9 protein-coding genes and 4 pseudogenes are annotated in these 13,641 nt (G+C 36.4%); 9 read left to right on the top strand and 4 right to left on the bottom strand.

Annotated features, from left to right (window positions below; genetic code table 11):
- Window positions 1-109 precede the first annotated feature (109 nt).
- From rpoE to CICURV3402_RS01170, 9 genes and pseudogenes are all read left to right on the top strand, one after another.
- Complete coding sequence (rpoE, locus tag CICURV3402_RS01210) at window positions 110-685, top strand: RNA polymerase sigma factor RpoE (protein WP_158379516.1); 576 nt, start codon at window positions 110-112, stop codon at window positions 683-685.
- Between the two features lie 25 nt (window positions 686-710).
- Window positions 711-1,316: an RseA family anti-sigma factor gene (locus CICURV3402_RS01205; protein ID WP_158379515.1), complete on the top strand. Its 606-nt coding sequence runs from the start codon at window positions 711-713 to the stop codon at window positions 1,314-1,316.
- Between the two features lie 20 nt (window positions 1,317-1,336).
- Window positions 1,337-2,293: a sigma-E factor regulatory protein RseB gene (rseB, locus tag CICURV3402_RS01200; protein WP_158379514.1), complete on the top strand. Its 957-nt coding sequence runs from the start codon at window positions 1,337-1,339 to the stop codon at window positions 2,291-2,293.
- Window positions 2,290-4,086, top strand: coding sequence for a translation elongation factor 4 (lepA, locus tag CICURV3402_RS01195; protein WP_158379513.1), 1,797 nt, complete (start codon window positions 2,290-2,292; stop codon window positions 4,084-4,086). The genes rseB and lepA overlap by 4 nt, the downstream gene beginning before the upstream one ends.
- A 45-nt stretch (window positions 4,087-4,131) precedes the next feature.
- Window positions 4,132-5,082, top strand: a complete 951-nt coding sequence (gene lepB, locus CICURV3402_RS01190) for a signal peptidase I (protein ID WP_158379795.1) — start codon at window positions 4,132-4,134, stop codon at window positions 5,080-5,082.
- Between the two features lie 77 nt (window positions 5,083-5,159).
- The gene (rnc, locus tag CICURV3402_RS01185) at window positions 5,160-5,840 is read left to right on the top strand and encodes a ribonuclease III (protein ID WP_158379512.1); all 681 of its coding nucleotides are present in this window, start codon (window positions 5,160-5,162) and stop codon (window positions 5,838-5,840) included.
- Window positions 5,837-6,784: a GTPase Era gene (era, locus tag CICURV3402_RS01180; protein ID WP_158379511.1), complete on the top strand. Its 948-nt coding sequence runs from the start codon at window positions 5,837-5,839 to the stop codon at window positions 6,782-6,784. Before rnc ends, era begins: the two co-directional genes overlap by 4 nt.
- Before the next feature lie 16 nt (window positions 6,785-6,800).
- Window positions 6,801-7,443: pseudogene (gene recO, locus CICURV3402_RS01175) on the top strand (DNA repair protein RecO).
- 124 nt (window positions 7,444-7,567) lie between these two features.
- Window positions 7,568-8,420, top strand: a pseudogene (locus CICURV3402_RS01170) (mechanosensitive ion channel domain-containing protein).
- Between the two features lie 742 nt (window positions 8,421-9,162).
- On the opposite strand, the gene CICURV3402_RS01165 reads toward CICURV3402_RS01170, so the two are convergent.
- The 4 genes and pseudogenes from CICURV3402_RS01165 to CICURV3402_RS07815 all read right to left on the bottom strand — a co-directional run.
- On the bottom strand, window positions 9,163-10,089 hold the full coding sequence (locus CICURV3402_RS01165; protein ID WP_158379510.1) for a Wzz/FepE/Etk N-terminal domain-containing protein: 927 nt from the start codon (window positions 10,087-10,089) through the stop codon (window positions 9,163-9,165).
- Between the two features lie 55 nt (window positions 10,090-10,144).
- On the bottom strand, window positions 10,145-11,311 hold the full coding sequence (locus CICURV3402_RS01160; protein ID WP_158379509.1) for a nucleotide sugar dehydrogenase: 1,167 nt from the start codon (window positions 11,309-11,311) through the stop codon (window positions 10,145-10,147).
- Between the two features lie 181 nt (window positions 11,312-11,492).
- Window positions 11,493-13,416, bottom strand: a pseudogene (locus CICURV3402_RS01155) (ABC transporter permease).
- Window positions 13,416-13,535 (bottom strand): annotated as a pseudogene (locus tag CICURV3402_RS07815) (permuted SH3 domain-containing protein); the annotation flags it as partial. The pseudogenes CICURV3402_RS01155 and CICURV3402_RS07815, both read right to left, overlap by 1 nt.
- Window positions 13,536-13,641 lie beyond the last annotated feature (106 nt).

Below are 13,641 nucleotides of genomic sequence, written 5' to 3'. Positions count from 1 at the left end.
CAACAAAAGCTGCGGTTATTCGTTTTGTGACGTTTTTATATAATATAAACAAAATAAAGCAGTGGTATGACATTTTTTAATAAAATTAATTGCGGAGAATGTATTCTGAATGATCCAATGGTTGACAGATCAAGCGTTAGTTAAACGAGTTCAATCAGGAGATCAACAATCTTTTAACTTGTTGGTTATTCGTTATCAGCATAAAGTTGCAAAGATAGCATCTCGGTATATCCATTCTTCGGATGTGCCGGATGTGGTACAAGAATCTTTTATTAAAGCTTATCGTGCTTTAAAATTATTTCGCGGTGAAAGTGCTTTTTATACTTGGTTATATCGTATTGTGATTAATACAGCAAAAAATCATCTCATTGCTCAAGGGCGCCACCCACCAGCCAATGATGTTGATACGAATGATATCAAAAATGACGAAAATATCGCTGCGCTAAAAGAAATATCGAACCCTGAAAGCTTATTATTGTCTGAAGAGCTGCGACAGGCTATCTTTAATGCTTTAGAATTACTTCCCGAAGATTTACGAGTCGCAATTACTTTACGTGAACTAGAAGGTTTGAGTTATGAAGAAATAGCTAATATTATGGATTGCCCCGTAGGTACAGTTCGTTCACGTATCTTTCGAGCTAGAGACGCAATTGATAATAAAATTCAGACACTGATTCAACGATGAATAACTATCAAAAAAGGTATTATATATGCAGAAAGAAACACTTTCCGCTTTAATCGATGATGAAATTTTAGATGATGAGCTATTACATACTTTATCAAAAGATAAAGTGCTGCAGAAAAGTTGGAAAAATTATCATTTAATTGGCGACGCTTTACGCCATGATTTAGCCAATCCTCTCTGCCTAGATATGTCTGATTGTATTTTAGAAGTCATTAAAAATGATCCTATATGTATTAATACAGCTGCATCTGAGATTAAGACCAGTCGTGATACTGATGATATTCCTTTTTGGCAAAAAAATAGGCCTTGGGTTAGTCAATTGACTCAAATTGCCGTTGCGGCTTCGGTATCTCTGGTGGTCGTTCTCAGTGGTCACTATCAATCATCTAATAAATCTGAAGTACCCACGTTTAATATTAGCCCTATGATAGAATTAAAACCGGCTCCAGTCAGTTTTGGGCTTCATGCTCATGTAGGGACTCATGCAGGAAAAAGTCATTATATGAAAAAACCATTAGAAGAAGAGCAAAACGGTTCTGAGGAGTTTAATTTATTACACAAATTTGAATTAAAGCGGCGCACCTACTTTCCATTAGAAACTCATCCTCTTTTGCCAGAGTCATACAATTGATCTTTTAAAAAATAGTCGTAATGCATCCATTTTTTCTTTTCGTGATTTTATTGCTTGCTGCTTTTTCTCCTAATTCGGAGGGTTCTGAGCAACCGAACTCCGGTATGATGTTGAAAGAAATGAGTACAGCCATTCGATCGCTTAACTATGAATTTAATTATATTCAGGCTGATGAGCAAGATATTGATTCTTTACGATATCGTCATGTTATCTTAAACGGAAAAACATTCGCTCAGTTACTGCGAATGGATCAGCTTCGAGTTGAAGTACGTCAAAACAATCATCAAATCAGTTATTTTCAATCTGACTTAACACCTTTCACATTGTTAGGCACTCACATGGTAGATGCATTTCCTTCTGTTGTTTTTTCTGATTTTTCAATGCTTTCACAGTATTATCACTATATCTTTGTAGGGAAAATGCGTATCGCTAATCGTATATGTCAAATCATTCGAGTGCTTCCGAAAGAAAATAATAGATACAGCTACTTTATTTGGTTAGACGAAGTCACCAAATTGCCTATGCAAATTAATTTACTGAATCTAAATGGTCAAACATTAGAGCAATTTAAGGTTATTTCATTGAATATGGGCGATAACCTAACTTCTTTTATGCAAAATTTAAAAAAAGCGTCTGTGCCTCCTTTAATGAACTTTCCTGAGGAAGAAACCGTCAATTTTGATTGGTTTCCAAAATGGCTTCCTGCAGGATTTTTTAATATTCCTCCTAGTGAACATCAACTAATGCATAAGAAAAAATTCTTAGCTTCTCGTTTTTATACGGATGGCCTATTTAGTTTTTTGATTACTGTCTCCCCTGTGAATAAAAAAAATAATACCGAAAGTCATTTTCAACAAAGTCGTCGTACAATTCAAACTCAGGTGCGTGATCATATTCAGATGACCGTCGTTGGAGAAATTCCTCTTTCGACTGCTAAGCGTATTGCAGATAACTTAATTGTAAAAATAAATAAATGAACTATAAAAGAAATTTTTCTATTATTGCCCATATTGATCATGGAAAATCTACTTTATCTGATCGTATTATCCAGCTTTGTGGTGGATTAACAGAACGTGAAATGGCTTCACAAGTGCTAGATTCTATGGATTTGGAGCGTGAACGAGGCATTACTATCAAGGCCCAGAGTGTGACGTTATATTATCAAGCTCAAGACAGTAATACCTATCAACTTAACTTTATTGATACTCCTGGGCATGTCGATTTCTCTTACGAAGTGTCGCGTTCTCTGGCCGCCTGTGAAGGAGCTTTACTAGTCGTAGATGCAGCTCAAGGGGTTGAAGCACAAACTTTGGCAAATTGCCATACCGCCTTTGAGATGAATCTGGAAGTGGTTCCTGTCCTCAATAAAATAGATTTACCTGCATCAGATCCAGATAGAATTGCAGAAGAAATTGAAGACATTGTCGGTATTGACGCGATAGACGCCGTACGTTGCTCTGCTAAAACAGGTATGGGCATCGCCGATGTTTTAGAACGCTTAGTGCGAGATATCCCTGCTCCGAAAGGAGACCCCAAAGGCACATTACAGGCTCTGATTATTGACTCATGGTTTGACAACTACTTAGGGGTAGTTTCATTAATTCGCTTAAAAAATGGAACTTTACGTAAAGGTGATACAGTTAAAGTCATGAGCACAGGGCAAATTTATAATGTAGAGCGCCTTGGTATTTTTACTCCGAAACGTCTTGATACAGACCTACTCAATTGTGGTGATGTAGGTTGGTTAGTATGTGCGATTAAAGATATTTTAGGCGTGCCAGTGGGAGACACTTTAACATTAAGCCGGCATCCGGCTGAAAAGCCTTTGCCTGGCTTTAAAAAAGTCAAACCCCAAGTATATGCAGGCTTATTTCCTATCAGCTCTGATGATTATGAATCTTTTAGGGATGCCTTAGCTAAGTTAAGCCTCAACGATGCCTCCTTGTTTTTTGAGCCAGAAAATTCAGGCTCGTTGGGATTTGGTTTTCGCTGCGGTTTTCTAGGTTTACTGCATATGGAAATCGTTCAAGAACGTCTTGAGAGAGAATATCATCTAGACCTGATTACCACAGCTCCTACTGTTGTCTATGAAGTAAAAACTGTAAAAAAAGAAATACTCTACGTAGATAGTCCCTCTAAGTTACCCGCATTAAATGAGATCGAAGAGTTACGTGAACCTATTGCAGAATGTCACATTCTGCTACCACAAGAGTATTTAGGTAATGTCATGACCTTGTGTGTCGCAAAACGAGGGGTTCAAGTGAATATGCTGTATCACGGTCATCAAGTAGCTTTGACCTATCACATTCCGCTGGCCGAAGTTGTACTAGATTTTTTTGATCGTTTAAAATCCATCTCCATAGGTTATGCTTCTTTGGATTATAATTTTAAATGTTTTCAAGCGTCTGATATGGTGCGAGTGGATATATTACTTAACACTGAGCGAGTCGATGCACTGTCTTTAATCACACATCGTGATAATGCCGCTTCTCGTGGTCGAGAACTGGTAGAAAAAATGAAAGACTTCATCCCAAGGCAGCAGTTTGACATCGCCATACAGGCGGCAATTGGTCAGCACATTATTGCTCGGGTTACGGTAAAGCAATTAAGAAAAAATGTGTTAGCAAAATGCTATGGCGGCGATGTCAGCCGTAAAAAAAAGCTTTTGCAAAAACAAAAAGAAGGTAAAAAGCGTATGAAGAGAATCGGTAATGTTGAATTATCACAAGACGTTTTTCTCGCTATGTTGCATATTGGAAAAAGCAAGTAAATAGAAAATCAGGAATCAATAAATATGCCTAATACTTTCACCTCAATGGCCAACACCTTCACCTTGATTCTAGCGTTTGCTACCTTGGTGACCGGTATCATCTGGTGTATCGAGCGCTTTATATGGGCCCCTGCGCGCAAGAAAAAAAAAGATGCAATTTCTACTGAAATAGCAAGTGACGTCATTCAACAACCATGTTGGATAGAAACCGCTGTCTCCATTTTCCCTGTATTATTAATAGTATTTTGTGTTCGCTCATTTATATACGAGCCTTATCAAATCCCTTCTGGTTCTATGATGCCAACATTACTGATAGGCGATTTTATTTTGGTTGAAAAATATGCCTATGGTATTAAAGATCCTATCACTCAAACAACACTGATACCGACAGGCCACCCCAAAAGAGGGGATGTCGTTGTATTTAAATATCCTTTAGATAAAAAGGTAGACTTTATTAAGCGCGTGATTGGATTGCCTGGTGATCATGTCCGCTATGATCCTATACGAAAAGAGGTCCATATTCAGCCTTTTTGCCAACCTAATACCGATTGCGATGATCAGCTGATGACCTATAGCACTACTCATCCAAGTAATTTTATACAAACATTTATTTTCAACACAGATAAAAATACCTCAATTGCTTTCCTTCAGATACCCCTTCAACAATCTGTACCAGACAATGGCATTCGCCAGAATGAGCGCATTGAGACTCTGGGCTCTGTAAGTCACCAGATTTTGATGCTGCCAGGCACAGCAGATCAAATGCGTTCCTATTATAGACAACAGTGGCAGCCTATTGGCTCTTGGGTAGTCCCTCGTGGGGAGTATTTTATGATGGGGGATAACCGGGATAATAGTGCAGATAGCCGTTTTTGGGGGCTTGTTCCTGAACGTAACCTGGTTGGCAAAGCCACTGCAATATGGATGAGTTTTGAAAAACAAGAAAATGAATGGCCGACAGGAGTACGTTTGAGTCGGATTGGGTATATTGATTAAATTTATTTGACTTTCTGACTATTGAAAAAGCATTTTAACGTAATGGCTTTATATATATTAACCGATTATAAATAACAATGAATCCTATTCATATTAATAGAATAGAAGTTAAATTAAGCTATTCTTTTAAAGAAAGATCGCTGCTTATACAAGCTCTAACTCATCGTAGTTTACACACGCAACACAATGAACGTTTAGAATTTTTAGGGGATTCTATATTAAGCTTTGTGATTGCAAATCAGTTATATCATCGTTTTCCTGAAATTAATGAAGGGAATATGAGCCGCATGAGGGCTACTTTAGTCAGAGGGGATACTTTAACTGAAATCGCTTGTGAGTTTGATATTGGAGCCTACTTACAACTCGGGCAAGGCGAACTTAAAACGGGTGGAGCTCAACGTGAATCTATTTTAGCAGATAGTATAGAAGCCATTATTGGCGCTATTTTTTTAGATAGTAATATTCAAACAGTAGAAAAAACTATTTTGCGATGGTACCACAAACGTTTAGAACAGATTAATCCAACCCATCAGCAAAAAGATCCAAAAACACGTTTGCAGGAATACATGCAAAGCCACCAACTGCCGTTGCCTTTTTATCTGCTCGCTCAGGTTTCTGGTGCAGCACATGAGCAAGAGTTTACTATTCATTGCCAAGTTAGCGGATTAGAGGAACTGGTTGTAGGAAAGGGCTCTAATCGTCGCAAAGCTGAACAGGAAGCAGCAACAAAAACGTTAAAAAAGCTGGAATTTGAATGAAGTTAATACAAGATGAACAAAACAAAACAGAAAAAACCTATTGTGGATTTGTGTCCATTTTAGGTCGTCCAAATGTGGGAAAATCAACACTGCTTAATCAACTTCTCGGGCAAAAAATTTCCATCACCTCCTCTAAAGCTCAAACTACCCGTCATCGCATCATAGGTATTCATACTCAAGGGTCTTATCAAGCGATTTATATCGATACGCCGGGATTGCATATTGAAGAAAAACGGACTATTAATCGTTTTATGAATCGCGCCGCTCGTAGTACGATTGGAAATGTAGAGCTAATTATTTTTATGGTGGAGGGGACACGTTGGTTTCCAGACGATGAGATGATAGTCAATAAGCTCAGAGGAGTGACATGTCCCGTTTTATTGGCGGTCAATAAAATCGATCATCTCACAGAGAAATCAATATTATTGCCTCATATCTCTTTTTTAAAGCGAAAACTGAGCTTTTTGGACGCAAGCTTTTTTGATTTAGTGCCTATTTCTGTAAAAAAAAGAATACAAATTGATCGTATTGAGCAAATTGTACGTCAACACCTCCCTGAAGCGCCTCACCATTTTTCTGAAGATCATATCACAGATCGCTCCAAACGTTTTATGGCATCAGAAATCATTCGTGAAAAATTGATGCGATTTTTAGGTGAAGAATTACCTTATTCTGTCACGGTTGAAATTGAAAAATTTGAAGTGAATGCCAGAGGGGCTTATTACATTCATGGCCTTATTATTGTCGAGCGAGAAGGACAAAAAAAAATCGTGATAGGTCATCGAGGTTCTAAAATCAAAACGATGGGAATTGAGGCGCGCCAAAATATGCAACAACTTTTTGGCACTAAAGTTCATCTTGAGCTCTGGGTAAAAGTAAAATCAGGTTGGGCCGATGATGAACGTGCATTGCATAGCCTCGGTTATAGTGATGACCTAAGATAGATAACCCGGTCATTTTATACATCATTACTGGCATAGATCGTTTATTCTTCATCGCCGCCCTTATAGTGAAACTAGTTTAATACTGGATTTATTGACTGAAAACGCAGAACGGATATTTCCGATCGCAAAAAGAGCACTGCGTCCTCGATCTGAATTAAAAGGCTATTTACAATCTTTTACGCCCTTACTTTTGCGTTAGAGCAGAAAATCAGAAATAAAAACCTTATGTGGTGCGGAACTCATTTCTATTGCCGTGCCTTTAACTGGCATTTTCTTGTACAGCGGTTTATATGTTAATGAGCTTTTATCTCGCCTGTTGCTAGCAAATATTGATTATCGTGCGCTTTTTTTGATTATCTCGACTGTTTGGAAGCATTATCCAATGCTCAAGATACATTGGAACGGGCACGACAATGTTTGAATTAGCACTATTAACGCATCTAGGCTACGGTATTGCTTTTCTTCATTGTGTAAAAACGGACGAACCTGTGGTCGCTCAAATGATTTATCATTATGAACATGCAATCGGGTGTATCCGAAGCCCGGAGGACGACTCTTTTAGTTTTACCGGCCATCAATTACAATCACTAGCCAAAGGTGTATTTTATGATCAAGAGACACTGAAAGCCGCCAAACCTTTTACTCGAATCGCATTATAACCTCATCTTAGACATCGGCTTTTTAAAAGCCGCTTATTATTTAGAAAAATTAACCTTTAGAAAAAAATTCACGTAGCATAGATTTGCATCTTGCGCTTTACTTTTAAAAAGTAACCACAGATTTATGTGCCTAAATTTTAAAAGGGAAGAACTTGATGTAGTCAATCGCATTCATAATGTTAGAAGTTTGGTGATCGATAATTTCAATTTATTAATTGAATATGCCATCAATATAGTGGCCGTTGTTCTGATCATGATAACGAGCTCAATTGCAGCGCAAGTAGTTTCGAAGCCGCTTAACAATATGATGAAAAATCGAAGTATCGACGCCACGGTTTCTGATTTTTTATCAACTATGGTGCGTTACAGCATTCTAGTTTTTAGCATTATTCTAGTGCTAGAACGATTTAGAGTGCAAACTTCCTCCGTCATTGCACTCATAGGTGCTGCGGGCTTTGCACTACAAGTTTTCTGTCTAACTTTGCTGCAGGCGTATTACTGGTGGTTTTTCCCTCCTTTCCGGGCAGCCATATTGGTTGACCTAGGCAGTGTTGCTGGCACTGTATTACACGTGCAACTGTTTTCAACGATCTTATGTTCTCCTGATGTAAAAATCATTGTCGTTCCTAACGGAAAAATTATCGTAGGTAATATTATCAACATGACGCGTGAACCTAAACGACGGACTGAGAAATCATCGTTGGTGTCTCTTAAGATGTGGATATAGATGTCGTTAAAATAGTCATGGGATAGGTTATCGCAGCTGATGAACGTATTTTATTAGATCAAGAAGTCATCGTACGTTTATACGAAACGGCAGCGTCTTCATTAAATTTTGTGGTTCGGGTTTGGACTCTCAACGCTAATGTTTGGCCAGTTTATTGGAATTTCATAGAAAATTTAAACGAGTCTTAGATACACGACAGATTGGTATTTCTTTACAAATAGATGTCTATTTGCATCAAATCAAAAAATAAATTTTTCAATTTTAATAATCTACCGATATTAAGGAAACAAAATAAAATTACATCAGTTTATTTATTTATCGTTTTATATTAGTCTATTCCCTATTATATCAAAAATAGATCAATGGTCCTTTGGACTTATGTTGTCACTGTAGTGATCGTAAATGTAGAGGCGGTTCTTGATATCGACCTCATTATTAACGTGAATATATGAGCTAAATATGCGGATAATGATAAAAAATAGGTCGATCATGGTATTAACCAGCACTTTGATTTTTTATAAAAATCAAGTAGGTAAAAAACATTCATGCGGCTAATCTAATCACAGAGCCGGAATACGATTATGAAACAGAAGGAAAAACTTTATTAAAATGGTATCAAGCCATAAAAGGTGCAATGACACCAAATGGATAAACTCAAGACACTGCTCGATCACACCTTAAAATTTGGATTAAAGTAAATTTGAGCACACAAATTCAGTGTCACAGATACAGAGTTTTATAGTAAAAAGGCACAGCAACAATCCATTGAAAACACCAAACAATCAGCAGAACTTTTAGCCCAAAGTTTTCAGTCTATCCAGGGGTCCATTTGCAGTGTCTAATCTCCTGGAGAGGCGACTGATCAGCCTCAGCCAATTTTGAGTACCTAAAAGATCGAAAACAGCATCTCATATGATGCCGCTTAAACTTATTAAAAACAAAGGATTCAATTTACAGATCAGGTTGATGTTGTATTTAAGCTTGCAAAAACATTAAGGTTGATTTCGCTGCGATAAGTAATGTTGAACTAAAACATAAAACATAGAAACCATAAGGCCTGCGATACCCGATAACAAAATAATACAGGTAGATTGCGGTGAATCTTTTTTTATGGGTTTGTTAGGTTCTTGCAGATATTCGAATGGGATGATTTTGATATCTGATAATTTTATGGACTGTAATTTCTCTAGCTTTAATCTACCTATAGATAGGTTTGCATTATTATTAATTAACATTCCTTTGTCATCAATCATAAACGAAAGTACATTCTTTCTTATATTTATTTTATTCTTAATTTCCGTATTGAGTCTTTCGTTTAAAATAACAGATATATAATTTATATATCCGTTTAAGCAATTTTGTGCATCTTTATCATTATCAGCAATATAGGACAAAGTATAAAAAATATAATCTTTGAACTCATTTTTTTTATCTGATTTTGAATATGTGATATTAAAATTTTTGACAACATTAAAAATGAATGTATTTTCATTTTTTGGGTAATCTTTTACTAATTTTTGATAATAATCACTGCCTATTAAATATTTTTCTTTGAGAACATTTGAGTCGAATAATTGAATGAAAAGAGAAAGTAAATAATTTTTATTAAAATTTAAAGTAATATCAAATAAATTTAATTGATTAGATAACAGTTCTAAAGGCTGCAGTTGACTGTCATCGATATAAGTAATTATAGCCTTACTGGTCCATTTTTCTGGCAATTTATAAGATATAATAGAACTTACAATTACAAAAAAAATCGTGATAAAAAAAATTTTTACTTTATTTTTAATAAAAATTGCAAGTAAATCAATTAAATCAATTTCATCTGTTGCAGGTTTTAGATTTAATGTATTTTTAGACATATTAGAATGTTTTTCTTGATAAGAAAGAACATTTTGTATTTGTTGCTCATTCATTAACTGCTCCGAATTTTAAGATGAATTTATTGTTAACAAAAAACTTTTTAAAAGGTTAATCGTGCCTAAATAGATCACGAGTAAATACTTTTTTTGATACATCGTTCAAATGATATGTAGGGCGATTTGCAATAATCACATCTGATTTATTTTTAAAGCTGACCAGGTCCTCTATTACTTGGCACCCAAAAAACGTCTTTTCTTTTAAAACTGGCTCATAAATGACGATCTCAATACCTTTCGCATGAATGCGCTTCATAATCCCTTGCACAGAAGAAGTGCGGAAATTATCTGAGCCACTTTTCATAAGTAAACGATAAATTCCCACTACTTTAGGATTTTTTTGCAGAATGGTATCTGCAATAAAATCTTTACGAGTACGATTTGAGTCAACGATGGCCTGAATTAAATGTTGAGGAATGTCCTGGTAATTCGCTAGCAACTGTTTAGTGTCTTTAGGGAGGCAATATCCGCCGTAACCAAATGATGGATTATTATAATGATGCCCAATACGGGGATCTAAACTTACCCCTTCAATAATTTGTCTCGTATTTAGCCTATGGCTGGCCGCATAGGTGTCTAACTCGTTAAAATACGCGACTCTCATCGCTAAATAGGTATTGGCAAACAGTTTAATGGCTTCAGCTTCAGTGGCATCGGTAAAGAGAGTCTCAATGTGTTTTTTAATAGCCCCTTGTTTGAGTAAATTTGCAAAAATTTTAGCTCGTCGAGAACGCTCGCCTACTATAACCCGTGAAGGGTATAGATTATCATGTAGAGCCTTGCCCTCTCGCAAAAATTCAGGACAAAAAATAATATTATCGCAGGCAAATTGCGCTTTTATTTTAGATGTGAAACCAACAGGAACGGTGGATTTAATCACCATCACTGCCTTAGAATAACAGCGACTCACATCATTAATGACCTCTTCCACAGACTCAGTGTTAAAGCAGTAGGTATTTGCATCATAATCAGTCTGAGTGGCTATTATGACAAAATCGGCAGCTTTGTAAGCCTCTTCTTTATTCAAAGTGGCCCTTAAATTGAGTGTTTTATGTTTCAGAAAGTGTTCAATATCCCCATCTATAATGGGTGATTGTTTTGCATTTATTAAACGAACCTTTTCTGGTATTAAATCCAGTGCCACTACCTCATTATGTTGAGACAATAAAATAGCATTAGAGAGGCCAACGTAACCTGTTCCAACGACTGCAATTTTCATTCAAATTTCCTGATTTTTAAGTCTATGTGTTTTTAATAAAAATAAATAATTAGGGGATAAAGTCATATGTGAGGAGTGCGCATGATATTCTTATCTCATTCACTTCTTTCATAAATTTTTACCTTTTACTTTACACTATAGTAGCTTATTCTTAGCAGTGGAATGTCGGTAGTTTACAAATTTATTCACATGCAAGGGCATCTATGGGATTCAGACGGGAGGCACGGCGAGCAAGTAGATAGCCAAATACAATACCAATCATAGTGGAACCGAAAAAGGAAATGAATAAAGCCATTGGAGAAAAGCTCAATAACTAGGTGGGAACGAAAGATTCAACCGTAAATTTAATAAGGAAAGAGAGCGCAATACTAAGGCCCCCTACTAAACGAAGCACCTCACTCAATCAAGCCACTAATGCCATGCGGATGTCAATTTTACAAGTCCGTTCTGTGACCGAAACCAACATGATGTTCATCACACCAATACCCACTACGACTAAAGAAATGGGTTCTACTAAAAACACAAAGAATTGCATGGTACGGGTAGTTTTTCAGCTATTTTCAATACTGTATTTACGTTAAACATATAAATGTCTTTTTTACCGTGGTGTAAAGTCAATAATCGTATTAATTGTTACTCTGCTTTGTTATTGTTATAACCCTCTTTGATACGAACTGTAATCGCATCACAATAAGAGTGTAAGGTGAAGAGATTTGTCATAGTACTGTAAGGTATACAGATTCTTAAAACATTGTTTTTTCTATACATAGATTGTTTTTCTGTAGCAATCCCAACAACGGTCATTGGGATATTCCCCTAATATTTCTTTTTTATTACATCTTTTATCCGCGGAAATAAACGCCTTTGTGTATTTTATCGATGACCAGCACCTGGCTTTAGTCTCTTACCTGTCTTTCTAAAATCCTTTCTCTATTTTAAATCTTAATGCCGTAATCTTTAAAGTATTGGCTTCCAACCTATAAAATTGTGCTTGCAACATCTATATTTCCTAAACGAAGGCGTATGTTGCCTAAGATAATAGGAGAAATAGCACTAAGATAGGATTGTTTCTGTAGCGCTCTGTAATAGCTTCATAAATTAATAGCTGTCGATTACTGGAATCATCATCTCCGTAGTCCCTACAAGGGTAAACAGTAATAGTGTTAGTCCCTATCGCTTTGATATTCGCCAAATTTTTTTGCTGAACAGCATCCCATACCACTAAAATTAAGACCACTGACGTAATACTAATAATGATCCCTAGCATGGGGTTAATGCAGTTCGCATTTTATTAAATAGCATGGGCACGCTAAGCCATCAGAAATGCGTCATAAAGGCGACTTACCCATTGCTGATAGGAAGCCTTTTTAATTGATTGGCTTGAGGGTTCAGGTATTTTTTAAGTTTTTGTGTGGGTTGATATCCTGAATTAAAATTATCTCTCCGTCTTTAATTTTAATACTACGATTAGCTTGATTTTACACTTCATTGTTATGTGTCACCACAATGACGGTATGACCTTTTTATTAAAGCTGTTTAAGAATATGTATGACTTCAACACTGGAATGACTGTCAAGCGCGCCTGTAGGTTCATCAGATAGGACAATTTGCCCGCCGTTCATTAATGCTCGTGCGATACTGACTCGTTGTTGTTACCCTCCTGAAAACTAATTTGGTCGATAGTTAATGCATTCGTCTAATCCAAGACGGGTCAGCAGCATGATAGCTCTTTTTTAGTGCTCATTTTTAGAAGATCTTGCATAGATAGAGGATATTTCAACGTTATGGGCTGCACTCAGATGCGGGAGTAAATGATATCACTGAAAAATAAAACCAAAATATTCACGCCGTAATATTGCCAAATCATCCTTGTAAAGATCTACAATATTTTACCAGGCAATATAGTAGGCCCCACTAATGGATTGATTTAGGAAGCTTTATATGTTTATTAAAGTGGATTTATCCAAGCCTGAAGTAACTATGATCGCCACCAGCTCTAGCTTCATAGAATGAATTTTTAAAGAAATATGCTTTAATAAATCAAGGCCTTCTTCTCCTGACTGATAGCGTCGTATTACAGATTGCAGTTCAAGTAAGAAGGACATTATATATCCTCATAATTAAAACAGCGGATGATCATTTTTCTACCCATCTTTAAGCCAGAAAGGATTTGTACATTGAGATTATTACGAATGCCAATCGTAACTTCCCGCGTCTTTTCTTGATTTTTATTGTCTTTATCCTTAACTCAGAGTGAGACCTGATAGCGATTACCATCTATTTGATTGCCCAACGCAGATCATAGTATCAGAATAGCCTTTCAAGCTTCT

The organism is Candidatus Williamhamiltonella defendens (assembly GCF_900699045.1).
Lineage (GTDB): Bacteria > Pseudomonadota > Gammaproteobacteria > Enterobacterales > Enterobacteriaceae > Hamiltonella > Hamiltonella defensa_A.
This window is presented reverse-complemented; position numbering and strand designations above follow the sequence as displayed.